26 protein-coding genes, 2 tRNA genes and 1 other RNA gene are annotated in these 23,863 nt (G+C 41.6%); all 29 read left to right on the top strand.

All coding sequences use genetic code 11. From position 1 onward, the window contains the following. Positions 1-10: 10 nt before the first annotated feature. Positions 11-86, top strand: a tRNA-Cys gene (locus LHV68_01505). Positions 87-160: 74 nt separating this feature from the next. Further along, positions 161-520 carry a four helix bundle protein gene (locus LHV68_01500; GenBank protein MCB4790539.1) on the top strand — a complete coding sequence of 120 codons (360 nt, stop codon included), beginning with the start codon at positions 161-163 and terminating at the stop codon, positions 518-520. 132 nt (positions 521-652) lie between these two features. Then, positions 653-726: transfer RNA gene (locus tag LHV68_01495), tRNA-Val, on the top strand. A gap of 47 nt (positions 727-773) precedes the next feature. Then, positions 774-1,121 (top strand): nucleotidyltransferase domain-containing protein, encoded by a 348-nt coding sequence (locus LHV68_01490; GenBank protein MCB4790538.1) that lies wholly within the window; start codon positions 774-776, stop codon positions 1,119-1,121. 45 nt (positions 1,122-1,166) lie between these two features. Then, complete coding sequence (locus LHV68_01485) at positions 1,167-1,499, top strand: HEPN domain-containing protein (protein MCB4790537.1); 333 nt, start codon at positions 1,167-1,169, stop codon at positions 1,497-1,499. Position 1,500: 1 nt separating this feature from the next. After that, complete coding sequence (gene thrS / locus LHV68_01480; protein MCB4790536.1) at positions 1,501-3,249, top strand: threonine--tRNA ligase; 1,749 nt, start codon at positions 1,501-1,503, stop codon at positions 3,247-3,249. Between the two features lie 194 nt (positions 3,250-3,443). Continuing rightward, complete coding sequence (infC, locus tag LHV68_01475; protein ID MCB4790535.1) at positions 3,444-4,109, top strand: translation initiation factor IF-3; 666 nt, start codon at positions 3,444-3,446, stop codon at positions 4,107-4,109. A gap of 241 nt (positions 4,110-4,350) precedes the next feature. Further along, positions 4,351-4,548: a 50S ribosomal protein L35 gene (gene rpmI, locus LHV68_01470; GenBank protein MCB4790534.1), complete on the top strand. Its 198-nt coding sequence runs from the start codon at positions 4,351-4,353 to the stop codon at positions 4,546-4,548. 96 nt (positions 4,549-4,644) lie between these two features. Then, positions 4,645-5,025, top strand: a complete 381-nt coding sequence (rplT, locus tag LHV68_01465) for a 50S ribosomal protein L20 (protein ID MCB4790533.1) — start codon at positions 4,645-4,647, stop codon at positions 5,023-5,025. Between the two features lie 120 nt (positions 5,026-5,145). Beyond that, positions 5,146-6,189: a phenylalanine--tRNA ligase subunit alpha gene (gene pheS / locus LHV68_01460; protein MCB4790532.1), complete on the top strand. Its 1,044-nt coding sequence runs from the start codon at positions 5,146-5,148 to the stop codon at positions 6,187-6,189. 78 nt (positions 6,190-6,267) lie between these two features. Then, positions 6,268-8,634, top strand: a complete 2,367-nt coding sequence (pheT, locus tag LHV68_01455) for a phenylalanine--tRNA ligase subunit beta (protein ID MCB4790531.1) — start codon at positions 6,268-6,270, stop codon at positions 8,632-8,634. 20 nt (positions 8,635-8,654) lie between these two features. Continuing rightward, the gene (locus tag LHV68_01450) at positions 8,655-10,103 is read left to right on the top strand and encodes an FAD-binding oxidoreductase (protein ID MCB4790530.1); all 1,449 of its coding nucleotides are present in this window, start codon (positions 8,655-8,657) and stop codon (positions 10,101-10,103) included. Positions 10,104-10,130: 27 nt separating this feature from the next. Next, the gene (locus LHV68_01445; GenBank protein ID MCB4790529.1) at positions 10,131-10,721 is read left to right on the top strand and encodes a DnaJ domain-containing protein; all 591 of its coding nucleotides are present in this window, start codon (positions 10,131-10,133) and stop codon (positions 10,719-10,721) included. 304 nt (positions 10,722-11,025) lie between these two features. Beyond that, positions 11,026-11,793 carry a helix-turn-helix domain-containing protein gene (locus tag LHV68_01440; protein MCB4790528.1) on the top strand — a complete coding sequence of 256 codons (768 nt, stop codon included), beginning with the start codon at positions 11,026-11,028 and terminating at the stop codon, positions 11,791-11,793. Then, on the top strand, positions 11,790-12,020 hold the full coding sequence (locus tag LHV68_01435) for a hypothetical protein (protein ID MCB4790527.1): 231 nt from the start codon (positions 11,790-11,792) through the stop codon (positions 12,018-12,020). The genes LHV68_01440 and LHV68_01435 overlap by 4 nt, the downstream gene beginning before the upstream one ends. Positions 12,021-12,113: 93 nt before the next feature. Beyond that, positions 12,114-12,344: a hypothetical protein gene (locus LHV68_01430; GenBank protein ID MCB4790526.1), complete on the top strand. Its 231-nt coding sequence runs from the start codon at positions 12,114-12,116 to the stop codon at positions 12,342-12,344. Positions 12,345-12,357: 13 nt separating this feature from the next. Further along, positions 12,358-12,642, top strand: a complete 285-nt coding sequence (locus LHV68_01425) for a cell division protein ZapA (GenBank protein ID MCB4790525.1) — start codon at positions 12,358-12,360, stop codon at positions 12,640-12,642. A 14-nt stretch (positions 12,643-12,656) separates the two neighbouring features. Continuing rightward, positions 12,657-12,811: non-coding RNA, 6S RNA (gene ssrS, locus LHV68_01420), on the top strand. 45 nt (positions 12,812-12,856) lie between these two features. Then, complete coding sequence (locus tag LHV68_01415) at positions 12,857-14,212, top strand: replication-associated recombination protein A (protein MCB4790524.1); 1,356 nt, start codon at positions 12,857-12,859, stop codon at positions 14,210-14,212. Then, positions 14,130-14,741: a 5-formyltetrahydrofolate cyclo-ligase gene (locus tag LHV68_01410; protein ID MCB4790523.1), complete on the top strand. Its 612-nt coding sequence runs from the start codon at positions 14,130-14,132 to the stop codon at positions 14,739-14,741. Before LHV68_01415 ends, LHV68_01410 begins: the two co-directional genes overlap by 83 nt. Positions 14,742-14,815: 74 nt before the next feature. Then, on the top strand, positions 14,816-16,372 hold the full coding sequence (gene rny, locus LHV68_01405; protein MCB4790522.1) for a ribonuclease Y: 1,557 nt from the start codon (positions 14,816-14,818) through the stop codon (positions 16,370-16,372). 129 nt (positions 16,373-16,501) lie between these two features. After that, positions 16,502-17,278 carry a TIGR00282 family metallophosphoesterase gene (locus LHV68_01400; protein ID MCB4790521.1) on the top strand — a complete coding sequence of 259 codons (777 nt, stop codon included), beginning with the start codon at positions 16,502-16,504 and terminating at the stop codon, positions 17,276-17,278. A gap of 66 nt (positions 17,279-17,344) precedes the next feature. Then, positions 17,345-18,556 (top strand): exodeoxyribonuclease VII large subunit, encoded by a 1,212-nt coding sequence (xseA, locus tag LHV68_01395; GenBank protein ID MCB4790520.1) that lies wholly within the window; start codon positions 17,345-17,347, stop codon positions 18,554-18,556. Positions 18,557-18,694: 138 nt separating this feature from the next. Next, the gene (gene xseB, locus LHV68_01390) at positions 18,695-18,976 is read left to right on the top strand and encodes an exodeoxyribonuclease VII small subunit (protein ID MCB4790519.1); all 282 of its coding nucleotides are present in this window, start codon (positions 18,695-18,697) and stop codon (positions 18,974-18,976) included. Position 18,977: 1 nt separating this feature from the next. Beyond that, positions 18,978-19,862 (top strand): polyprenyl synthetase family protein, encoded by an 885-nt coding sequence (locus LHV68_01385; protein MCB4790518.1) that lies wholly within the window; start codon positions 18,978-18,980, stop codon positions 19,860-19,862. Position 19,863: 1 nt separating this feature from the next. Further along, on the top strand, positions 19,864-21,717 hold the full coding sequence (gene dxs, locus LHV68_01380) for a 1-deoxy-D-xylulose-5-phosphate synthase (protein MCB4790517.1): 1,854 nt from the start codon (positions 19,864-19,866) through the stop codon (positions 21,715-21,717). Positions 21,718-21,944: 227 nt separating this feature from the next. Beyond that, positions 21,945-22,673 carry a TlyA family RNA methyltransferase gene (locus tag LHV68_01375; GenBank protein MCB4790516.1) on the top strand — a complete coding sequence of 243 codons (729 nt, stop codon included), beginning with the start codon at positions 21,945-21,947 and terminating at the stop codon, positions 22,671-22,673. Between the two features lie 62 nt (positions 22,674-22,735). Then, a complete protein-coding gene (locus tag LHV68_01370) occupies positions 22,736-23,092 on the top strand; it encodes a PilZ domain-containing protein (GenBank protein MCB4790515.1) in 357 nt (118 codons plus the stop codon). 52 nt (positions 23,093-23,144) lie between these two features. Then, entirely contained in the window at positions 23,145-23,801 is a 657-nt protein-coding gene (locus LHV68_01365) for a HEAT repeat domain-containing protein (protein MCB4790514.1), read from the top strand. The last annotated feature ends 62 nt before the right edge of the window (positions 23,802-23,863 follow it).

The following is a 23,863-nucleotide window of genomic DNA, read 5'->3' as shown; positions in this document are numbered from 1 at the left end:
CGTGAATTATGGTGCGGTACCCAAGTGGCTAAGGGAGAGGTCTGCAAAACCTTTATTCGCCGGTTCAAGTCCGGCCCGCACCTCCATTTACAATAATCAGTGAACAATTAGCACTTAACAATAAACGGCTTATAAAACAACAAAGAGCTACATTATTTATATGATTAATGAAAAGAATGTTTTGTATAATAAGGCGTATGATTTTGCAGTGAAAATCGTGATAATTTGTGAAGGTATTAACAAAAAACAACAAGAGTATACTTTGTCTAAGCAACTGCTAAGAAGCGGCACATCTATAGGAGCGAATGTTTCTGAAGCAAACGGAGCTATTTCAAAGCAAGATTTTTCAGCAAAAATGTCTATTGCGTATAAAGAATGCCTTGAAACAAAATACTGGCTGTCTTTACTGAAAGACACAAAACTCCTGGATTTAGACAGTTATAAAGAACTACATGCTAATGCAGATGAGTTAGCAAAAATACTCTTTTCAATACTTAAGACAACAAGACTTAACAGATAATTTATTTTTGCTTTATCGTTAATTGTAAGATGTTCGTTGATTATTGCTAATTGCTATTTGTACGTTGACAAATTGTTAATTGTTAGATTTTTCACTGATAATTGCTCATTGTTAATTGTTCACTGTTATGCCGCCCGGTTAGCCCAGTTGGTTAGAGCGTTCCCTTGACATGGGAGAGGTCACAGGTTCGAGTCCTGTATCGGGCAGTTTTTACAGTGAACAATGACCAGTAAACAGTTACCAAAAACAAGCTATGAAACAAACCTTAAATCTTTATTTTAATGATATTGTTAAATCCATAAAAAAAGTTGAACCTTATAAAATAATATTATTTGGTTCATATGCGACGGGTATGGTAAGAAAAGACAGCGATATTGATTTATTAATAGTTCTAAATACAAACGGCATAGCTAAGAATTATAACCAAAGGCTTAAAAAAAAGATTTTGGTTCGAAACTCTATCTTGGAATTTAGCAAAAAAATGCCTATTGATCTTTTGGTCTACTCCAAAGACGAATACAAAAAATTTATAGAGCTGAAGAGTTCGTTTGCAAGGGAAATAATGAAAAATGGAAAGGTTTTATATGAAAAAGTTAGCTGAGGAATGGCTAAAATATGCTAAGGACGACCTTAGAGCTGCGAACTTATGTTAAAAGACGACCACTTAACGAATATTGCAGCATTCCATTGCGAACAATGCGTTGAAAAGTGCTTTAAAGCTGTAATAGAAGAAAATAGCCAGGACATTCCAAGGATACATAATTTAATACGATTATACGATATCATAAAAAGCAAAATAAAAACTAAGATAAATGAAGACCACCTAAAAATGCTAAATGAAACGTATATTGACACAAGATATCCTTCTGATTTAGGCCTACTTCCAGAAGGCAAACCGTCAAAAGAAAAAGTTAGGAAATTCTACAAATTTTCTGACACAGTTTATAAAACCATCTTGAAATATTTGGAATCAAAATAAAATGAACGAAAAAACTATTGAGCAGGCTGATTTAGACATGCTTCGGCATTCGACAGCGCACTTGATGGCGGCGGCGGTGGTAAATCTTTTCCCGGAAACGAAGGTTGCCATAGGGCCGTCCATTGAAGACGGGTTTTACTATGATTTTGACAGGCCCCAGCCTTTTGTCCCTGAAGACCTTGAAAAAATAGAAGCCAAGATGAAAGAGATTGCAAAAGGAAACCTTCCTTTCCTGCGCAGCGAAAAGACAAAGGAAGAGGCGCTGGCTTTTTTTAAGGAACGTAACGAGAAATATAAAGTCGAACTTATAGAAGCAATTCCTGACGACAAAGTCACTTTTTACCAGACAGGCGATTTCATAGACCTCTGCCGCGGGCCTCATGTAAAATATTCTTCTAAACTCAAACACTTCAAACTATTGTCCATTGCAGGCGCTTACTGGAGAGGGGACGAAAAAAGGGAACAGCTACAGAGGATATACGGCACGGTTTTTCCTACAAAAGAGGAGCTGGAAGCTCACCTTAACAGGCTTGAAGAAGCTAAAAAACGCGACCACAGAAAACTTGGGCGTGAACTCGACCTTTTCTCGATAAATGAAGAGGTGGGGCCCGGGCTTGTGCTCTGGCACCCTAAAGGAGCGCGGATTCGCATGATAATCGAAGATTTCTGGAGAAAAAAACATATTGAGAACGGCTATGAGATGGTGTTTACACCTCACATAGGGCTTGGCAATCTATGGGAAACAAGCGGGCACCTTGATTTCTATAAAGAATTCATGTACTCACCCATGAAGATCGATGAAAACAATTATTATGCAAAACCAATGAACTGCCCGTTCCATCTTATGATTTATAAGAGCGCTCTGTATTCTTACAGGGACCTGCCACTGCGCTGGGCTGAACTGGGAACAGTGTACAGGTACGAAAAAAGCGGTGTTCTTCACGGGCTTATGCGCGTAAGGGGATTTACCCAGGACGACGCCCATATAATATGCCGGCCGGACCAGATGCCGGATGAGATAAGGAAAGTTATAAGGTTCTGCCTGAATATCCTAAATGCGTTCGGGTTTAAGGAATTCAATATTTATGTCGCTACAAAACCAAAAGAAAAATCCGTGGGCGACCCGGTCCTGTGGGAAGATGCCACAAAGGCCTTGCAGGAGGCGGTAAAAGCCGAGAACCTCACCTGCTCTATCGACGAAGGCGGCGGCGCATTTTACGGGCCAAAGATAGACATTAAGGTTAAAGACGCTCTAAACCGCGAATGGCAGTGTTCTACTATACAATTTGATTTTAACGAACCAGAAAGGTTCGACCTGACATATATCGACCAGTCCGGCAAGAAAGTCCGGCCGTATATGATACACAGAGCTTTGATGGGTTCACTTGAGCGGTTTTTCGGGGTGCTGGTGGAACACTATGGAGGAGCTTTTCCTGTGTTTCTGGCTCCCGTACAGGTGCAGATAATGAATATAACCGAAAAACAGGAAGAGTACGGGCTTAAACTGCTTGAAAGATTCACGAAAACCGGCATCAGAGCAGATTTTGACTTAAGGAACGAAAAAATAGGATTTAAAATAAGAGAAGCCGCCCTTGCAAAAGTTCCTTACATGGCCGTTATAGGCGACAAAGAAAAAGAAGGCGAAACTATCGCCGTAAGGACAAAAGAAGGAAAAGACTTAGGCTCAATGAAACCCGGGGATTTTATTAACCTGATAAATGAAGAAGTTTCAAAGTTCTGGAACGCTTGACAATAAACGGCGATTTTGCTATATTTTACCCATAAAGAAGCTATCCCGCTCACCTTCACCTGATAAGGGAAAAAGGTTAATGAATAAAATAATCTATAATAATATATTTATTTCAAAAATTTAGGGATGGCATTTGCCGTCCTTATTTTTTTGTTGTTACCAAAAACAGGTAACAAAGGGAGGTTGCCGTAGACATAAGATACCGTATCAATTATCAAATCAAGGTCCCACAAGTAAGGCTTATTGACGAAGATGGTTCCCAGCTCGGAGTAAAACCGACCAATGAAGCTCTTGCACTGGCAAAGGAAAGAGGGAAGGACCTGGTGGAAATCTCACCCGCAGCCACGCCCCCTGTATGCAAGATAATCAGCTATTCAAAGCTGAGATATGAACACAACAAAAAGGAAAAAGAAGCACGTAAAAAACAAAAAGGCGGCCATCTCAAGGAAATAAGGATAAGGCCGGCGATTGGCCAGCACGACCTTGAAGTAAAATTAAACCATATCCGTGAGTTCCTGCTTGAACATGATAAAGTCCGTGTAGCTATAATGTTTAAAGGAAGGGAAAATACCCACAGGGAACTCGGTCAGGTCCTGGCAGAAAAAGTCAAAGCAAACCTATCTGATATCGGTGAGCTTGAAGGCAGGCCGACTTTTTTTGGAACAAGGCTCTTTTTAAATTTCGTGCCGAAGAAAGATGTTTTAAAAACTACGGTTAAAAAACCGAAAGAAGCTCCGGATCCTAAGGAAGTCCCTGCTTCTAAAGAGATCCCGGCTTCAAAGGATATTCCAACTCCGAAGGATATTCCGGCAGAGAAGAAAATACCTTCTCCAAAAGAAATGCCGACAAAAGAATCTTAAGATCAATAACTTTCATTGCAAAATAATCAATTAGTAGTTAGTCCCGCCGCCATGGCGGGACTAACTTTGTCAATTTGAGATTGTTGAAAAACCACGTTTTTTGCTCTTTTGTCATTCCCGAGTGCCGTTATCGGGAATCCAGTATTTACGGAAAATATAGATTCCTGCTTTCGCAGGAATGACAGCTTAATAGGTTTTTCAACGGTCTCAATTTGCAATTATTCAATTGAGGAGGCTATTAATGCCAAAAATCAAATCGCATAGCGGTGCTAAAAAACGTTTTTTTGTAAGTAAAACCGGAAAAGTAAAGCACAAAAAACAGGGGCTGCGCCATCTTTTGACCGGCATGGCTCCGGCTCACGGCAGAAACCTGCGTAAAATGAATATCCTTAATAAAACAGATTCAAAGATGATAAAGAAACTGATACCGTACGCGTAACAACAGTGTAGAGTTCGGAGTTTGGAGTTCGGAGTAGAAAATCTTTCACTACGAACCAATAACTATGAACTCCTAACTAAACAAGGAGTTAATAAAATGAGGGCAAAAAGTGTTGTCTATACAAGACAGAGAAAAAAGAAATTTTTTCGCATGGCAAAAGGTTACTATGCGACAAAGAAAAACCGCTGGAGAATTACTATACAGCAGATCGAAAAATCCCTAAGGCATGCCTATGTGGGAAGAAAAGACAAAAAAGGGATTTTCAGAGGTATCTGGATAACAAGGCTTAATGCCGCGGCTAGAGAGCATGGTTTGAGTTACAGCCGTTTTATTTCCGGCCTAAAAAAAGCTAATATCGCTATTGACAGAAAAATGCTTGCCGAAATAGCCATAAGCGACACCAATGCTTTTAAACAGCTTGCTGAAATAGCAAAGAACAGCCAGGGTGTACAGCAAGCTCAGCCGGACAATAATTGAAAAACTCCGTTTTTTGCCTGTTAGTCATTCCCGAGTGCTGTAATCGGGAATCCAGCAGAGAAAGAAACTATAGATTCCTGCTTCCGCAGGAATGACACCTTATTCAAATTTACTATTTTGATGGATATAAAAGAGAAATTAGACCAGCTAAAAAAAGATTGCCTTGACAAAATATCCCGGGCATCGACCCTTGACGATATAGAAGCCATCAGGATCGGCGTTCTGGGAAGGAAAGGCACCCTTACAGATATACTTAAGAGCCTTTCAGGCATGCCTGTAGAAGAGAAAAAAGAAGTCGGCAAAAATGCGAATCTTGCCAAAGTTGAACTTGAATCCCTTATCGAAACAAAAGTCAAAGACATACAAAAAAATAAAATATCGGAAAAAATAGAAAAAGAAAAAGTCGATACAAGCCTGCCCCCATACCCTTTCGAGACCGGGCACTACCATCCTTTAAGGCAAACATTAAATGAAATATCCCAGATTTTCGAAGAGATAGGCTTCAAAATAGAAAAAGGACCTGAGATCGAAACCGAATGGTTCAATTTTGAGGCTTTAAATATTCCCCAAGACCACCCTGCAAGGGATGTCCAGGATACTTTCTTTCTAAAGGACAACGGCCCGAATAATGAAAAACTCCTTTTGAGGACACACACATCTCCTGTTCAAATACACGTTATGGAAAAACAGAAACCTCCTTTAAAGATCATCGCGCCCGGCCGGGTATTTCGGAATGAAGCAACGGACGCGACCCATTCGGCCGTATTTCACCAGATAGAAGGGCTCGCAGTAGACAAGAAGATAACTTTTTCGGACCTGAAGGGAAGCTTAACATATTTTATCCACAGGTATTTCGGTTCAAATGTCAATTTAAGGTTCAGACCGTCCCATTTCCAATTCACGGAACCGTCCGCAGAAGTTGATATTCAATGCACCATCTGTAAAGGCAAAGGCTGCAGGGTATGCAAGAACTCCGGCTGGCTTGAAATGCTCGGCTGCGGCATGGTACACCCCAATGTTTTTAAAGCCGTAAAGCTTGACCCGGAAAAGTATACGGGTTTTGCATTCGGCCTTGGAATAGAACGGCTGTCAATGTTCAAGTACGGCATAGAAGATATAAGGCTTTTTTACGAGAACAACTTAAGTTTTTTAAAACAATTCTAAGCAGGCGTCAGGCATCAGTTAAAAAAATGGTTTTAGATGTCGCTGACAGTTGCTACCTGAAGCCTGAAAGTTAAAAATATGAAAATATCATTAAATTGGCTCAAGGAATTTGTTGAATTTGACCGGTCTCCGGAAGAAATAGCGGATATCCTATTGTTCCGGGGATTTGAAACTACAGTGCTGTCTAAACCCTGTAATTGGACAAAGGTCATAACCGCAAAGGTAGTTGAAATAAACAAGCATCCGAACGCAGATAAACTTACCCTGTGTACGGTTGCGGATGGGACAAACACCTATTCGATCGTATGCGGCGCACCCAATGTGGCAAAAGACCAGACTATAGCCCTGGCACAGCTCGGCGCTGAGCTGCCAGGAGGGTTTAAGATAGAACCAAGAAAGATAAGGGGCGTAGAATCTCAAGGCATGATATGCTCCCAAAAAGAGCTTGGGATAAAAGAAGATACTTCAGGGATAATGGTACTGCCGCCAGATACGAAGATCGGCATTCCTCTTGAAAATGCCTTGAACGATGACAATGACACGATGCTTGAAGTTGAGACCACGACAAGCCGTCCGGACTGCTTAAACCACCTTGGGATAGCCCGGGAACTTGCCTCATATTTCAAGAAAAATATAAAAATACATGAACCTAAAATAAATGAACTCCCAGGCGATGTAAAAATAACCGTTATAGATAAGGACCTTTGCCCCAGATATATAGGATACAGGATATCGGGCGTCAAAGTAGGCCCCTCTCCGGACAGGATAAAAAGTCGCCTTGAAAAATGCGGGATAAGGCCCATAAACAATATAGTCGATATAACTAACTATCTGATGCTTGAAATAGGCCACCCTCTGCATGCCTTTGACTTAAACCTTCTTGAAGGAAAAGAAATAATCGTAAGACGCGCTGGAAACGGGGAAAAGATACTTGCCCTGGACGGCCGCGAATATGCACTTGATGACACTGTCCTTGTGATCTGCGATGCAAAAAAACCTCAGGCCATCGCAGGGGTTATGGGCGGCGAACATTCAGGTGTTACTCAAAAAACCACTGATATCCTGCTTGAAAGCGCGGTATTTTATGCCGCAAGTGTAAGAAAGACCTCAAAAAAATTGAATATATCCACTGATTCTTCCTACAGGTTCGAACGCGGCTGTTCGTGGGAGATGGCTGAACTTGCTTCAAAACGCGCGGTTGAACTGATACAGGAGATAGCAGGCGGCAAAGCAGAAGCTCTGAAAGATGATATCGCACAACCGTACGTATTCAACAAAGTTGAGCTGCGGCCGGAGCGGGCGAACAAACTCCTTGGCACTGATATATCTAATAATGAGATGTTTGAGATATTTACAAACCTAAACTTAAAACCCGTAGAAAACGGTAATAAATTCATAACTGAAATACCCTCGTGGCGGCAGGACATCACCCAGGAAGCCGACCTTATAGAAGAAGTTGCAAGGATGTACGGCTACGACAAGATACCTACTACAGTACTTGCATTAAACCCGGACATAAACGAGGGGGAAAGATACAAACCCGCTGAGAATAGCTTAAGAGACAGGCTCGTTTCCCTTGGTTTCTGCGAGGTAATGAACAACACTTTTACAAGCGAGACCCAGCTCAAAGAATATGAGATGCAGCCGGTGGAATCTGTGGCAAACCCCATTTCAAAAGAAAATGAATCATTACGGACAAACCTTCTTCCTGGGCTTTTAGCTAACCTGAAACTCAACCTGTCTCAAGGATATAAAACAATAAGAATATTCGAAACCGGAAATATATTCACAAAAGACGGTGAGAAAAGGGTTCTGGGAATACTTGCCTACGGAGATATCCTGCCGGAATGGTGGAAGTTCGAAGACACTAAAATAATATCCCCGAAGATCGATGTAACTATAATCGCCGGAGTGATGGAAAACATACTTAAAGGAGAGGGGCTTGTGGCCGTCCAGGGTCCAGGAAATATTCCGGCTTATTTTCATCCGGGTAAAAACTCTGAAATTTCCGTTAACAATGCCGCAGCCGGGCATTACGGAATTATACATCCTAAATTTACTATGGAGTTTGAAAAAGAGATCGCTTATGCGGAACTGTATCTGGATGACCTTAAGTGGGACCATAAAACATCCAGGTATGAACCTTTAAAGAGGTTTCCTGAGGTAAAAAGAGACCTGGCTCTTGTAGCAGGCAGTAATATAGCTTTTAAGGACATAAAAGACGATATCATGGAGCTCGTAAATAATTCCGAAGGCCTTAAGGCTATATTCAAGCACATTGACCTGTTCTCAAGATACGAACTGGAAAACAATAAAATAAGCTATTCCATTCATTTTAAGTTCCAGCACCAAGACCATACTTTGGCAGAAAATGAGATAAATTCAGCAATAAACCTAATCCTTGAAACCTTAAAGAAAAACTTGAACATTTCTCTGAGAACCTAATCTCTGTCTATATATTCATAATGCTTATAAAAACAGACAAAGACACCATACAATCCTATTTTGAAGACCAGTCAGGGCTTACCGGCGGCTACGCAGAAAGCGTTTACATACCCGAAAACGAAAAAGAGATATCTGATTTTATCGCTGAAGCAGGTAAAAAAAATACTCCGGTCACCGTGTCTGGTGCAGGGACTGGAGTTACAGGGGGAAGGGTACCGTTTGGCGGCGTGGTCCTTTCACTTGAAAGATTGAACAGGATCTTTGAAATCAGGGACTCATCTGCAGTTGTTGGGGCCGGAGTTACGGTAAAAGAGCTTAAAGAAGCAGCAAAAGAAAGGAACCTGATGTACTGCCCTGACCCTACGGAGCAGAACTCATTTATAGGCGGCAATGTTTCCACGAACGCTTCCGGTTCAAGAGGCTTCAGGTACGGCCCTACCCGCAACTATATAAAAAGATTAAAAATAATCCTCTCTAACGGCGAGTTCTTAAATATAGAACGCGGCAAAAACTTTGCCGGCACATCAGGAATACTTAATATTAAATTATCAAAGAATGACTTAACTATACACCTGCCGAAATATGTTTTGCCGGACATTAAAAATGCAGCCGGGTATTTTAACCGTCCGGGCATGGACCTGATAGACCTGTTCATAGGCCATGAAGGGACTCTGGGCATTATAACGGAAGTCGAGGTACTGCTTAAACCTTTGATAGATAAAACGTTCTCAGGCATAATCTTTTTTCCTGCCGAAGAGTTTTCCTGGGACCTGGTTTCTGAAGCAAAAACATCCGTTCCCGGGATACTGTCTTTGGAATATTTTGACCATAACTCACTTGAGCTTTTAAAAAACGATTACCCGAATATCCCGGAATTCGCAAAAGCCGCTATTTTCTTTGAGCAGCACATCTCTTCCGGCTTGAATGAAAATAAAAACCTTGAACAGTGGGTAAAACTGCTTGGCAAATACAAAGCTCCTGAAGATAAAGCATGGTTTGCAACATCAGCCAGGGACCAGGAAGGGTTCAGGGATTTCAGGTACAGCCTCCCAGAGAAAGTGAACGAAATAGTAAGAAAAAATAAATTGCCAAAGACTGGCACTGATATAGCTGTCCCGCAGGACAGGATAAAAGAAATGCTTCTTTTTTACAAAGAAAAGCTGGAGAGCTCAAAAATACCGCATATGCTATTCGGCCACATAGGCGAAAGCCACCTGCATTCCAATTTTCTGCCCACTACTCAGGAAGACCAGGACAGGAGCCGAAAGATATATCTGGAGCTTGTTGAACGGGCTCTTAAGCTCGGAGGCACTGTATCGGCTGAGCATGGCATAGGAAAGCTAAAACACATATTCCTTGAAAAGATGGTTGGCAGCTCAGGCATGAAAGAGATGGCAATTTTAAAAAGAACCTTAGACCCGGCCTGTATCTTAGGACTAGACAACATCTTCCCGAAAGAACTTCTATAACTAAACCCTTTAACACGAGCCTTATTTATGGCAAAAAACGGAATGAACGATTTTGTTAATTACTATAAAGTACTGAATATAGAAAGAGCTTCGTCTTTTGATGCCATAAAACGTGCGTATAGAAAGATGATGCTAAAATGGCATCCTGACCGGAATAGGTCTTTAGATGCTCACGAAAAATCAATTTTAATTACACAGGCATATGATATATTAAGCAATGAGAATAAGAAGCGGATATACGATGAAGTGCTGGATAGCCGTTCTGCTCCTCTACAGAAATATTCGCCTTCAGAAACATTTAAAAAACATTACAGTGAAGAGAAAGTAAAACGGTGGGCAAAAGAAGCAAGAAAAGAAACTGAGAGCAGGCTGCATAAGAGTTTCGAAGAATTTGAAAAATGGTGGGAAGGAAATTTCGCAGGCAAAGTTGTCATAAAGTCAATATTCGAAGAAATCACGGTAATCCTAAAAGCAGCAATAGAAGCTGCCCCGGAAGTGATCGATGCTACGCTTGAAGCAGCTGACGACACTCTTAGTGTGGTATCGATAATCGGTTTTTTGGCGGTGCTGTTCATAGTGATAATAATCATCGTGCTGTTCGTTATTTTTGCCGGATGACCTTAATGAATCTCCGCCCAGCAAGCTGGGCGGTATCAATGGCTTGTCATCGCGAGGCCACCGCAGGTGGCCGTGGCGATCTCGACGTTGCAACAACATTTTTAGAGATTGCTTCTCCCGCTTTGCGGGATCGCAATGACCTGCAAGGTAACCCCGTAGCAAACTACGGGGAATTATCAAGTTAAAGTATTTTATAGAGAACCGTTAATTTCTATCCTTTGATTGATGCTAATGAATTCTAATATAGTCTAATATATTCTAAAGATGTCTTGACAATTCTACTATATTATGCTATCTATATAGCATGAACACAGAGATATTAGATGTAAAAGAAATAGCAAAATATCTTAAATTTAGTACAAAAAAAGTATACAAACTTCTCAAAAACAATGAAATACCCTTTAAAAAGATTGGGGGACAGTACCGTTTTGTTAAATCAGAGATAGACAGATGGATATCTCAATATCTTACGGCACCTCAAAACCAATCAAATAACAGTACACTTTCCGAACAAACAGATATCCAAAAACTCCTTTTAAAAGCAGGCAAGATAAAAGACAAACTAAAAAAACATTTATTTATAACCGCTATCCTCACTAAAGAGCTTGAAAAATATGAGCTTAAGCCCGTAATTGTAGGCGGGTTTGCAGTAGAATTTTATACGGTCGGCGGATATAGCACCGGAGATATAGACCTGGTCTTTTCCGACAATAAACTGCTCGATAAAGTCCTTAAAGGTTTCGGATTTACCAGGGAAGGCAGGCATTGGATAAATAAAGAGCTGGATGTGTATATAGAAGCGCCAGGTTCACGCTTAACAAAAGGGGAAAGCGAACATCTCTTAGAAATTGAGATAGAAGGATTAAAAGCCTATATCCTTGGAGTGGAAGATTTGATAATAGACCGCCTTAATGCGTATGTACATTGGAATTCTACGGATGAAGCAAACTGGGTGAAAGAACTAATACTTATCAGTTATGATAAAATTGATTGGGATTACATTAATAAGAGGTCAAAAGAAGAGAAAACGGACCTGGCTTTATCAAGGTTAAAAGCAGAGATAATAAAATGAGAAAGATGAACTTTGATGACTTTATAAAAACAAAAAAAGACATATTTTTTAAAGTACCGGCGATGCTTGGAAGAAAGCGTGGGGCAAAAAGAAGACAAAGAGACCCTGAAGAAAGGGAAGCGCTCATGATGCTCGATCTTGCCAGGTATAAACAGTGGATAAAGAACGGCGACCTTATTGAAGTATCTCCGAAGAAGTACGTTGTCGCGAAAGTTTTTGATGAATAAAAAGAAGGGTAGATAAAGATAAAGGCAGGGATAAATAAAATCCGCATAAATTACTCTTGACATCACGTGGAGTTTATTATAGAATTATAATAAATGGACAGCATTAAAACTCTTGAAAAAAAAATAAACCAGGTAGCAGAACGGCTTTTAAAGGTTAGCGAAGAGAACCAAAAACTGCAAACAGAACTAAAATTTCTTGAGGAGGAAAACAAACGGACAAAGCAGCTGATCTCAAATAACGACAAACTATTGGAAGAAAGAAAAACAATAGCAGGCCGTATTGAAAAGATAATCAAAAAATTTAATTCTATAAAACCACAATAAAGGAAAACCGTAAATGAATAAAGTGCCAGTGAATATTTTAGGAAGGACTTATGAAGTCGAGACGTCCCCGGGGGATGAACTTTTTATTTATTCAGTGGCAGAATATGTTGAAAGCAAAATCGTTGAAGCCCAGCAGGATACCGGCATCGTAGACACGCAAAAATTAGCTATTTTAGCAGCTCTTAATATTGCAGATGAATATTTACGCCTGAAGAACTCAAAAGAGAATGCTTCGGGTATAATGGATAAAAAAGCAGATGAATTGATCAAAGTCTTAGATAAGGTTTTGACGGTTTAGCCTGTTTTTATTATTTATCCCTGCGGTGTTGGTATTGTCTTACAAGTTTGAACCGACAGCTTCAATTATGGGAATCAAAGGTGAGCATTAGGCTTCGGCCTAGTGACCCGGATACCCACTTATTACTTGGGGCTCAAACTGTAAAGATTTACGGCATAGCGGGGATTTTTTTATTGCAGACAGCCTTAGATGACATTCAGCATCAGAATTTTATATGAAACTAACTCAAACTGACTTTTTTGCAACGGAAAATAAAACCAAACAAAACAATGTACCGTTAGCGCTTAAAATCACTCCTAACAATATCGATGAGCTGGTAGGACAGGAAAATATTTTAGGAAAAGACAAGCTCTTAAGGCGCTTGATAGAGTCAGACAGGCTGAATTCGGTAATTTTTTACGGCCCGCCCGGAACAGGTAAAAGCGCACTCGCAAGGATAATCGCAAAACAGACTAAAGCTCATTTTGAAGAGACAAATGCTGTCACCATAGGCATAAACGAAATAAGGAACATAATAAAACAGTCAAAATCCCGCCTTGACGTATCCGGCCAAAAAACTATCCTTCTTTTAGATGAGATCCACCATTTCAACCGCACCCAGCAGGATGCCCTGCTTCCGGACGTAGAAAGAGGGGCAATAACCTTAATAGGAATAACTACCGAAAACCCTTTCTTTTATATTAACCAGGCATTAATATCCCGCTCGACTTTATTCGAATTCAAGCCCTTAGATACAGAGTCGCTTAAAAAGATACTTGAACGCGTAATAAACGATAAAGAAATAGGGTTTGGGAACGTTAAACTGCAAATAGGAAAAGGTGTTGTGGAGCATCTGATATCAAAATCTAACGGAGATGCAAGGAAACTTATCAATGCGCTTGAGATAGGTGTCTTATCGACAAAACCGGACCAAGAGGGCATCGTTAATTTTGACCTTAAGGTCGCAGAAGAGTCCCTGCAGCAAAAAGTCGTTTTATATGACAAGTCAAGCGACGAACATTACGACCATATTTCAGCTTTTATTAAATCCATGCGCGGTTCCGACCCTGATGCTGCCCTGTACTGGATGGCAAAGATGTTAACAGCAGGCGAAGACCCCAGGTTCATTGCAAGGCGGATAATTATCTGTGCATCCGAAGACGTAGGCAATGCAGACCCGAATGCTTTGACCGTAGCGGCCTCTGCATTAAAAGCCGTAGAGTTCGTGGGTATGCCTGAAGCAAGGATACCTCTGGCCCAGGCTGTAACCTATATCGCAACTGCGCCGAAATCAAATGCTTCGTATCTGGCCATAGAAATGGCCCAAAACGAAGTAAAGAACTCCCAGATACATCAGGTCCCGGACCATCTTAAAGACAGCAACCTGGACGGAGAAGCAAGAGGCCACGGAAAGGGGTATAAATACCCTCATGATTTTCCGGGCCATTTCGTAAAGCAGGAGTATTGGCCCGGTAATAAGGTTTTTTATGAACCGAGCGAAGAAGGTTATGAAAAAAAAATCAAAGAAAGACTTGCAGGTTTACGGCAAAAAAAAGAAAATACGGGCCAGGCTCCTGAAAAAAAGAAATAGCCTGAAGCCTTCGGAAAGAAACAAAAGAAGCTTTAAGATAAAAAGCAGGCTAAGAAGCTTGCCGGTCTACAAAAAAGCTAAAGTCGTGATGTTCTTTGTAACGCATGGGTCAGAAGTAAGAACAAAAGAAATGATAGAGCAGGCGTGGAAAGACCTCAAGAAAGTCGCTGCGCCCGCCGCAAACCTTAAAAAATGCAGTTTGTCCGCTTCTATTATTTCATCGTTTAAAAAACACCTGAGGCCCGGAGCTTACGGAATACTTGAACCAAACCCGGAAACGTGCCTTCAGGTAACCTCAAAAAGTATAGATATTGTGTTCGTCCCGGCAATAGCTTTTGATGTTCACGGGCACAGGCTAGGCTACGGCAAAGGTTATTTTGACTCATGGCTGAAAAATATTCCGCTAAAAAAAAGGGTAGGGCTGGCGTTCGATTTTCAGATACTAAAAAAACTGCCCGTTACAAAAAATGACGTAAGAGTAAAAACGATAATTACAGAAAACAGAGTAATTGAATGTAAGAAAAGGTAAACGGTAAAAAGTAGACGGAACATAACCGTTTACCCTTTGCCATCTGCCTTCTAACGTTTAAAAAGGAGCAACCAATGGATTATTATTTAACGCTTACAAGTTCGTTGATCCTGGGATTTGCCATAGGGTATGTAGTCCGCATTGTCTATGCAAAGTCCCACATTAAATCGGCCGAGCGCCTGGCTGAACATTTGATAAATGAAGCAAAAGCTGTCGCTGACGCCAAAAAGAAAGAAGGTCTTCTAGAAATCAAAGAGCTCAGGGAAAAAGAAAGGCGGGAGTTTGAACAGGAAACCCGCGACAGAAGAAGGGAGATGCAGAGCTTAGAGCAAAGGATAACCAACAAAGAGGAAAATTTAGAAAGGAAAGTCAGCATCCTTGACAAAAAAGAAAGGGAACTTCAGGTACTTGAGAAACAGGTAGCGACCCAGAAAACCCAGCTCGATGAAGAAAAACTGAACGTTTCAAGAGCCAGAGAAGAACAAAAGAAGATACTAGAAAGGCTTGCAGGCATCTCTGCCGATGAGGCTAAGAAACTTCTGGTCAAGTCGATGGAAACCGAAGCAAGGCAGGAAGCAGCCATGCTTTTTAAGAAGATTGAGCAAGAAACAAAGGAAACTGCAGATAAGAGGGCAAAGGAGATCCTTTCAACCGCAATTCAGAGAGTAGCGGCAGACCATACATCGGATATAACCACTACCACCGTTCCAATATCGAACGATGAAATGAAGGGCAGGGTGATAGGAAGAGAAGGAAGAAATATAAGGGCCTTTGAACAGGCATCAGGAGTTGACCTTATAATCGATGATACTCCTGAAGCCATCACTATATCGGCTTTTGACGGTGTAAGGCGCGAGATCGCAAAGATAGCTCTTGAACGCCTTATAGCGGACGGCAGGATCCATCCTGCCCGGATAGAGGAAGTGGTCAATAAAGTCAAAAGCGAAATGGAAACGAAGTTAAAGGAAATCGGAGAGCAGGCCGCACTCGAAGCAGGCGTGCCGGGTATTCATCCTGAAATACTGAAATTACTGGGCAAATTAAAGTTCAGGACTTCATACGGGCAGAACCAGTTGCAGCATACCATGGAAGTTACCTGGCTGGCCGGAGCACTGGCAGGCGAGCTCAGGCTTGATATAGCGTTCTGCAAAAAAGCCGGGTTACTGCACGATATAGGTAAAGCGGTAGACCATGAAGTCGAAGGGACACACCATCAGATATCTGCCGACATAGCAAAGAAATATAACGAACATCCAAAACTCATAAACGCCATATTATCGCATCATGAAGGCATAGAAGCTCCTCAATCCGCGGAAGCCTTTGTAGTAGCTGCAGCCGACGCCATAAGTGCAGCCCGGCCTGGTGCAAGGCGCGAGTCCATAGAATTATACCTGAAGCGCCTTGACAAGCTTGAAAAACTTGCAACATCGTTCAGAGGGGTCGTTTCGGCTTATGCCATACAGGCCGGCCGCGAAGTAAGGATAATGGTAGAGCCTGAGGACATAGATGACAAGGCCGCACAGTTATTGTCCCATGATATAGCAAAAAAAGTAGAGCAGGAACTTGAATATCCCGGTCAGATAAAGATAACCGTTATCAGAGAAACAAGAGCACAGGACATTGCAAAATAAAAGTGCAAATCGCAAAATGAAAAATGCAAAATTAAAGAACCAACACAATTTCTTAAATAGTTTTGCGGTAAGCAAAACACAATAATTTTGCATTTTGAGATTTGCATTTTGCATTATTCCAAGGTTTTTATGAAAATATTATTTATAGCAGACATTGTGGGTGAGCCGGGCAGGCAGGTGCTAAAGCACAGGCTTCCTGACCTTATAAAAAAGGAAGGGCCTGATTTTATAATAGCAAATGCCGAAAATTCAGCCGGAGGAAAAGGGCTGACAGGCACCATAGCGAATGAATTATTCGAACAGGGGATCAATGTCCTTACGATGGGAAACCATACCTTTGACAGGAAAGAGATACAGGACATAATCGAAGACAGGCGCATCCTGCGGCCTGCCAATTACCCGCCGAGTGTTCCTGGGAACGGCTGGAATATTTACGAACTGCCCAGGTCTATCAAGATCGCGGTAATCAATATGATGGGACGTGTCTATCTGCCTGATATCGACTGTCCTTTCAGAAAGGCAAACGAGCTTCTTGAAAAAATAAGCCTTGAAACAAAAAATATTTTTGTAGATTTTCATGCAGAGATAACCTCCGAAAAAATAGCCTTCGGCTGGTTCCTGGACGGGCGTGCCTCGGCCGTGATCGGCACTCATACGCATGTGCCTACAGCCGATGAAAGGATACTGGACCAGGGAACTGCTTATTTGACAGACTCTGGGATGACAGGCCCAAGGGACGGCATAATCGGGATGGACAGGGAAATAATAATAAAAAAATATCTTACAGGCATACCGCATCATTTTGTAGTTGCTAAAGGGCAGACCGTAATCCAGGGCTGTATCGTAGCTATAGACCATATAACCGGAAAAGCTATAAGCATTAAAAGGTACAGCGTTGAAGGATAGGTACAACCAATGCAAAATGAAAATTGCAAAATTTACTTCAAAAAAAAATAAATCGTTTGAAATTCTATGGAAAATCCAAAAAAAATTTACACTGTAAGCGAACTTAATAAGGAAATACGTATAATACTTGAAAACGCATACCCCGATATCTGGCTGGAAGGCGAGATATCGAATTTCAAGACTTACTCGTCGGGACATATGTATCTATCCCTAAAAGACAACGAAGCGCAGATAAATGCGGTCATCTTTAAAAATGTAAACCAGAGTTTTAAATTCAAGCTCGAAGACGGGCTTAAAGTGATCACCCGCGGCAGGGTATCCTCCTATCCAAAACGGGGCGATTACCAAGTCATTATTACCTATATTGAACCTGCGGGTAAAGGAGCTCTCCAGCTTGCTTTCGAACAGTTAAAAGCAAAACTCGAAAAAGAAGGTTTATTCGACCAGGCAAGAAAAAAGCCTATCCCTTTATTACCCCAGAAGATAGGGATAATCACTTCCCCGACAGGAGCGGCGATAAAAGATATCCTCTCGGTCATTGATAGGCGTTTTGCCAACGTTGAAATCATCCTTTACCCGGTCCGGGTCCAGGGTGACGAGGCAAAATTCGATATAGTAGAAGCCCTGAAATATTTGAACAGTAATTATGATGACCTGGATGTACTCTTAGTAGGCCGCGGCGGCGGCTCTTATGAAGACCTTTGGGCTTTTAATGAAGAGATGGTAGCAAGAGCTATCGCAGAATCAAAGATACCTGTTATTTCCTGTGTCGGACATGAGATAGATTTTACTATCTCTGATTTTGTCGCAGACCTGAGGGCTCCTACGCCTTCTGCCGCCGCTGAGCTGGTAGTAAAAAACAAAGCGGAGCTGGTAGACAAATTAAATAATTTAAAATCACACCTTACAAATAACATACAGTTCACATTGTCGCATTACAACGAAAAAATAAATTATCTGGGTAATTCCAGGGCCTTAAGAAGACCCTGGGAGATATTTGAAGAACGTACCCAGGACCTTGATGTCATCTTAAACGACCTTACAGCCTATCAGAGGAACATTTTAAATAATAAGGAACACGTATTTTCAAAACTTTCTGATAAACTGAACCTGCTTTCTCCGTTAAACACATTGACCAGAGGCTATGCTATATGCTTTAGCCAGCCCGGAAATACAATAGTAAAGAAGATAAACGACGTTAAAGTACATGACACGCTTAAAGTAAAGCTGCATGACGGAGAGTTTATTTCCAAAGTAACAAACACAAGTGCAAAATGAAAAATGCAAATTGAAAAATTAAGGTGTCCCGCTTTGCGGGACTTATTTAAATAGTTTTGTGCAAGCAAAATACAACAATTTTGCATTTTAATATTTGCATTTTGCATTGTTCTTATAGGGGTTTTTATGACAAAAACAATGAAATTTGAAGAGGCCATGAAAAGGCTTGAAGAAATCGTAAACCAGATGGAAGCAGGGGATGTTGACCTTGATAAAACACTGGCTAATTTCGAAGAAGGTATAAGGCTGGTAAGGTTTTGTTCTTCAAAACTTGAAGAAGCAAAGAAAAAAATAGAGATCCTGGTAAAAAAAGACGGCAAACTTGCTCCCGAGCCTTTCATTCCTGAAAATGAAGAAAAAGAGGCCAGACAGAAAAAAGACCCGAAAAAAAACGATACCAGCGGCATGGACCTTTTCTAAAATGAATTTAAAACAATACCTGACAGGCCAAACAAATACAATAAACAAAGCCCTTCATAAATATCTTCCGCACGATAATTCAAGGATCGCCCGTTCAATGAGGTATTCTATATTTGCAGGAGGAAAAAGGTTAAGGCCGATACTTGTCCTTGAAGGAACAAAAATTTGCGGCGGCAGTATAAAAAGGGCTATGCCTGCGGCCTGCGCTGTAGAATTCGTGCACACTTATTCATTGATACACGACGACCTGCCTTCTATGGATAACGATGACCTAAGGCGCGGTATGCCCACGAGCCATAAAAAGTTCGACGAGGCAACGGCTATTTTGACAGGCGATGCACTTTTAACCGATGCTTTCAGGATTCTAGCCCGGACCAATGCCGAGCCTGAAACAATAGTTAAGATAATAGATATGTTAGCGGTTGCAAGCGGATACAAAGGAATGATAGGCGGACAGGTCAAAGATACTTTAGAGGCCGGCAATTGGAAAAATGAAAGCAAAAAACAGGCAATAAACAACTTAATATATATGCATGAGACTAAAACCGCTGCTTTGATCGTTTCTTCCCTGTTGATCGGAGCGAGCCTTTCAAAAGCCGACAAGCAAGATATGAATGCATTGAGAGACTACGGCCGGTGCATCGGCCTGGCGTTCCAGATCTGTGATGACGTACTCGATATAACAGCAGATAAAAAGACCCTCGGAAAAAAGGGCAGCGATCTAAAAAACAACAAGCTCACATATCCCGCACTTTTCGGCCTAGAAAGGTCAAGGGAAATGGCCGCAAAACTAGTTTTAAAAGCGAAAATCAGAATAAAATTATTCGGGAAAAAATCAAAAATACTTGAACAGCTTGCTGATTATATCGTCGAAAGGAAATACTAAGATGTCAATACTTGAAAAAATAGCAAAACCCCGGGACCTTCATTATATCAAAAAAGAACTTCTTGGCGAGCTTGCAAAAGAAATAAGAGCTGAAATGATAAAAGATGTTGCCGCTAACGGCGGGCACCTGGCTCCGAGCCTCGGCACAGTTGAACTTGCAATAGCGATACACTATGTTTTTAATGCCCCTGAAGATAAAATTATCTGGGATGTGGGGCATCAGGCATATGCGCATAAGATGCTTACAGGAAGGAACAAGAGTTTCTCTACCTTAAGGCAGCATGGTGGCATCAGCGGTTTCCCGAAGAGGGAAGAATCGGAATATGACCCGTTTGGCGTGGGGCATTCCTCCACGTCTATTTCTGCTGCCCTCGGATTTGCAGTTGCTCGAGATATGCAAGGCAAGGACAATAAAGTAGTTGCTGTAATTGGCGACGGCTCAATGACCGGAGGTATCGCATTTGAGGCTTTGCTTAATACAGGGCATATAGGCACTGACCTTCTGGTCATATTGAACGATAATGAAATGTTCATTTCTCACAGGGTAGGCGCTCTTGCAGGCTACCTTGCAAAACTTCTTACCGCTGGCACATTAAAGAAACTTGAAAAAAGGGTTGAAGAGTTTTTCAAGCGGATACATTTCTGGGGGGCACAGATCTTAAGGGTAGCAAAACGCTTTAAGGTCCTTCTTTTCCCTGGGATGTTATTTGAAGAAATGGGGTTTTCATATCTTGGGCCTGTTGACGGCCATGATATTTTCAGGTTAATAGCCATCTTGGAAAATATAAAAAAGCTTAAAAATCCGGTCTTGCTCCATGTAATTACGAAAAAAGGAAAAGGGTATACTCCTGCTGAAAATGACCCGACTTTATTCCACGGCATAGGCAAATTCGATGTAGCAACAGGAAAACCCGAAAGTTCTGGCACAATACTCAGTTATACCAGTGTTTTTGGAAAAACAATGATAAAACTTGCCAAAAGCGATAAAAGGATCGTGGCTATCACAGCCGCAATGCAGGACGGCACAGGCCTTGACGAGTTCAGGAAAGAGTTCCCGGACAGGTTCTTTGATGTCGGTATCGCAGAAGAACATGCCGTAACGTTTGCCGCAGGCCTTGCCTGCGAGGGAATAAAACCTGTATTTGCCATATATTCAACTTTCCTTCAAAGAAGCCTTGACCAGCTGATACATGACGTGGCACTTCAAAAGCTAAATGTTATCTTTGCCATAGACAGAGCAGGCATCGTAGGCGAAGACGGTCCTACGCACCACGGCGCTTTTGACCTTTCCTACTTAAACCTTATTCCTAATTTTACTATTATGGCTCCAAGTAACGAAAATGAACTCCAGCATATGCTCAAAACAGCTTTATTCACAAACGGCCCTGTGGCCATAAGGTATCCTAGGGGAGCGGCTCTTGGAATAACCCTGGACGAAGAATTAAAGGAATTGCCCATAGGTAAAGCACAAACCGTCAAAGAGGGAAAAGACCTCTATATCCTTGCTATAGGCAATATGGTACACCCTTCGTTGGAAGCCGCAAAAACTTTAGACAGCCAGAACATAAGCGCCGGTGTTATAGACATGAGGTTCTTAAAACCGGTCGATTCCCAGCTCATCTTGTCATTAGCTAAAAATATAAAACATTTCGTAACTGTTGAAGAAAACTCCAAAATCGGCGGTTTAGGAAGCACTGTAAACGATATATTGACGGGAAAGAACTGCGACATTCTGAACATAGCCCTGCCAGACCAGTTCATAGAACACGGCAATCCGAAACTCTTGCGCAACATTTACAACCTAAGCGAAGAAAAGATCTCAAATAAAATAAAAGACTGGTTAAAATCCCGTTAGAGTTAGGGGTCTTAAGTTAGAGCCTGTTGCCGAATTCTGTTTTCGGAATTCCGGCGGGAATTCCGGGGGGAATTCCGGGGGAGGGAATTCCGCAAGAATTCCGGGGACACAATACTTAATTGTTTTTAGAAAGAAACGATTTAGGTAATTAAGTATTGTGTCCCTAGATTCCGTGTCCCTCTAGGTAATTAAGTATTGTGTCCCTAGATTCCAGTAGGATAAAAATAGTGAATAAAACACGCTTGGATGGACTTTTAGTTGAACGGAGCCTGGCAACGGATACTAAAAAGGCACAGGCTTTGATCATGGCCGGGCTTGTAAACGTTGATGGCAAAACCGCAAGCAAAGCAGGAACTTTTGTCAGCATCGAATCCGATATTTCTATTCTTAAAAAAAACCCTTATGTATCCCGCGGAGGGTTAAAATTAGAACATGCCTTGAAACACTTTAAACTGGATCTTGCGGATAAGGTTTGCCTGGATATCGGAGCATCTACAGGCGGGTTTACAGATTGCATGCTCCAGCACGGTGCAAAAAAAGTATATGCGGTTGACGTAGGCTATAACCAGCTTGATCACACTTTACGGAAAAATCCAAAAGTGGCTAACATTGAAGGCGTTAATTTCCGTTATTTTACAGGTAAAAACTTGAAAGAGGCACCTGAATTTGTTACAATAGACGTATCTTTTATATCCTTGGATAAAATTATTCCGGTTCTTATTAATATCGTTTCTGCCGGGACTAAGATATTGGTAATGGTCAAGCCTCAATTCGAAGCAAGCGCCAAGGAAGTTATAAAAGGTGTGGTAAGGGACGAAAATATCAGGTTAAAGGCCATCGAGAAAATAAAAGCTTTAGCTATCAGATTGAACTTAATGATCGTTGGCGGGATAGATTCTGCAGTAAAAGGCCCGAAAGGTAATATAGAGCATTTTCTTTTATTAGAAAAACTGTAGAAACCGCAGCGGCAAAAGCTGATGCTTTCCTGCCGGCAAATAAATCAGAGGTTAAAACTCCTATGGCAACCATGCAGTGGCGGCGCAGGCATGAAAGGATATCCTGTTTTATACCGATCCTGCTCCGCTTTTTAGGAAATAATCCTCAAGACGGATGGGGAATAATATTGGACATAAGCCTGGGGGGGTTAAAGATAGAAACAAGGACCCCTGTCAGAGACGGACAGGTCGTTTTTGTAAGTTTCTCCATCGCAGATGATTTTAACTTTATAAATACAAAATGCATGATAAGAAGAATGGTTCAAAACGGAGTCTATTATACATGCGGTATAAGGTTCATAAGCAGTATAGACAAACAACATTTACTTAACGCACTGCAGCTTCATCTTCTTTCATCAGACATAGAATCTGAAGAGTAAGATAGTTGAACCCGGAATTTGCAATAACGGTCTAATATTAAAAGGGGTAAGAATGATAATTAAGATCCCAAAATTCATGTTCAGAAAAGGCGCAACCATAAAAATCAACCCAAAACCGATCCCTGAAGAAAACATCCCCGAACCTGATCCCGAGATGAAAATGAAATCTACTCCATCTCTTAAAGAATCCTTGTCCGACCAGGACCCTTTTATACGTTCGGTTTCCGCTGAAGTACTCGGACGGCTGAAAGAAAAAACTGCTGTTGAAGACCTTATAAAAGCCCTGAAAGACCATTCAAAGTACGTAAGAGAAAAAGCAGCCATAGCCCTCGGCCATATCGGGGACAAAGTTGCCGTACAGCCATTGATAGAGGCTTTGAACGATGAATCAGAAGAAGTAAGGGTAACTGTGGCAGGTGTTCTCGGACATTTGAAAGACCGCCTGGCTGTCCCAGCTTTGATCCTGTCGCTTACTGACACAAGCCCGCTTGCAAGGATGAAGTCTGCAGTTTCTCTTGGGATAATCGGAGATCCAAAAGCCATAAAACCCCTGTATAATTCACTCCAGGACCAGAATGACCTTGTAGCCAAGTATGCTTGCGAGGCTCTCGGTAACATCGGCAGGGCCGCTATACCTGCCCTTTTGCTGGCACTTAAGAATGAAAGAGTGAGGGCCCATGCAGCCCAGGCACTTATTAAAATAAAATGAAGCCCATCCGGTTGAAGTCCTTAGACGCAGTCAGTCTTCGAAGCACCGAAGGCTTCTTTGAT

Origin of the sequence: Candidatus Liberimonas magnetica (genome assembly GCA_020523885.1) — a bacterium.
Classification (GTDB): Bacteria; Elusimicrobiota; Endomicrobiia; order Endomicrobiales; family JAFGIL01; genus Liberimonas; species Liberimonas magnetica.
This window is presented reverse-complemented; position numbering and strand designations above follow the sequence as displayed.

Bases quoted from the DNA above. Each gene is read 5' to 3' on its own strand.
- LHV68_01500 (MCB4790539.1), top strand. From the start codon at position 161: ATGATTAATGAAAAGAATGTTTTGTATAATAAGGCGTATGATTTTGCA.
- LHV68_01490 (MCB4790538.1), top strand. From the start codon at position 774: ATGAAACAAACCTTAAATCTTTATTTTAATGATATTGTTAAATCCATA.
- LHV68_01485 (MCB4790537.1), top strand. From the start codon at position 1,167: ATGTTAAAAGACGACCACTTAACGAATATTGCAGCATTCCATTGCGAA.
- thrS (MCB4790536.1), top strand. From the start codon at position 1,501: ATGAACGAAAAAACTATTGAGCAGGCTGATTTAGACATGCTTCGGCAT.
- rpmI (MCB4790534.1), top strand. From the start codon at position 4,351: ATGCCAAAAATCAAATCGCATAGCGGTGCTAAAAAACGTTTTTTTGTA.
- rplT (MCB4790533.1), top strand. From the start codon at position 4,645: ATGAGGGCAAAAAGTGTTGTCTATACAAGACAGAGAAAAAAGAAATTT.
- pheS (MCB4790532.1), top strand. From the start codon at position 5,146: ATGGATATAAAAGAGAAATTAGACCAGCTAAAAAAAGATTGCCTTGAC.
- pheT (MCB4790531.1), top strand. From the start codon at position 6,268: ATGAAAATATCATTAAATTGGCTCAAGGAATTTGTTGAATTTGACCGG.
- LHV68_01450 (MCB4790530.1), top strand. From the start codon at position 8,655: ATGCTTATAAAAACAGACAAAGACACCATACAATCCTATTTTGAAGAC.
- LHV68_01445 (MCB4790529.1), top strand. From the start codon at position 10,131: ATGGCAAAAAACGGAATGAACGATTTTGTTAATTACTATAAAGTACTG.
- LHV68_01440 (MCB4790528.1), top strand. From the start codon at position 11,026: ATGAACACAGAGATATTAGATGTAAAAGAAATAGCAAAATATCTTAAA.
- LHV68_01435 (MCB4790527.1), top strand. From the start codon at position 11,790: ATGAGAAAGATGAACTTTGATGACTTTATAAAAACAAAAAAAGACATA.
- LHV68_01430 (MCB4790526.1), top strand. From the start codon at position 12,114: ATGGACAGCATTAAAACTCTTGAAAAAAAAATAAACCAGGTAGCAGAA.
- LHV68_01425 (MCB4790525.1), top strand. From the start codon at position 12,358: ATGAATAAAGTGCCAGTGAATATTTTAGGAAGGACTTATGAAGTCGAG.
- LHV68_01415 (MCB4790524.1), top strand. From the start codon at position 12,857: ATGAAACTAACTCAAACTGACTTTTTTGCAACGGAAAATAAAACCAAA.
- LHV68_01410 (MCB4790523.1), top strand. From the start codon at position 14,130: ATGAAAAAAAAATCAAAGAAAGACTTGCAGGTTTACGGCAAAAAAAAG.
- rny (MCB4790522.1), top strand. From the start codon at position 14,816: ATGGATTATTATTTAACGCTTACAAGTTCGTTGATCCTGGGATTTGCC.
- LHV68_01400 (MCB4790521.1), top strand. From the start codon at position 16,502: ATGAAAATATTATTTATAGCAGACATTGTGGGTGAGCCGGGCAGGCAG.
- xseA (MCB4790520.1), top strand. From the start codon at position 17,345: ATGGAAAATCCAAAAAAAATTTACACTGTAAGCGAACTTAATAAGGAA.
- xseB (MCB4790519.1), top strand. From the start codon at position 18,695: ATGAAATTTGAAGAGGCCATGAAAAGGCTTGAAGAAATCGTAAACCAG.
- LHV68_01385 (MCB4790518.1), top strand. From the start codon at position 18,978: ATGAATTTAAAACAATACCTGACAGGCCAAACAAATACAATAAACAAA.
- dxs (MCB4790517.1), top strand. From the start codon at position 19,864: ATGTCAATACTTGAAAAAATAGCAAAACCCCGGGACCTTCATTATATC.
- LHV68_01370 (MCB4790515.1), top strand. From the start codon at position 22,736: ATGGCAACCATGCAGTGGCGGCGCAGGCATGAAAGGATATCCTGTTTT.
- LHV68_01365 (MCB4790514.1), top strand. From the start codon at position 23,145: ATGATAATTAAGATCCCAAAATTCATGTTCAGAAAAGGCGCAACCATA.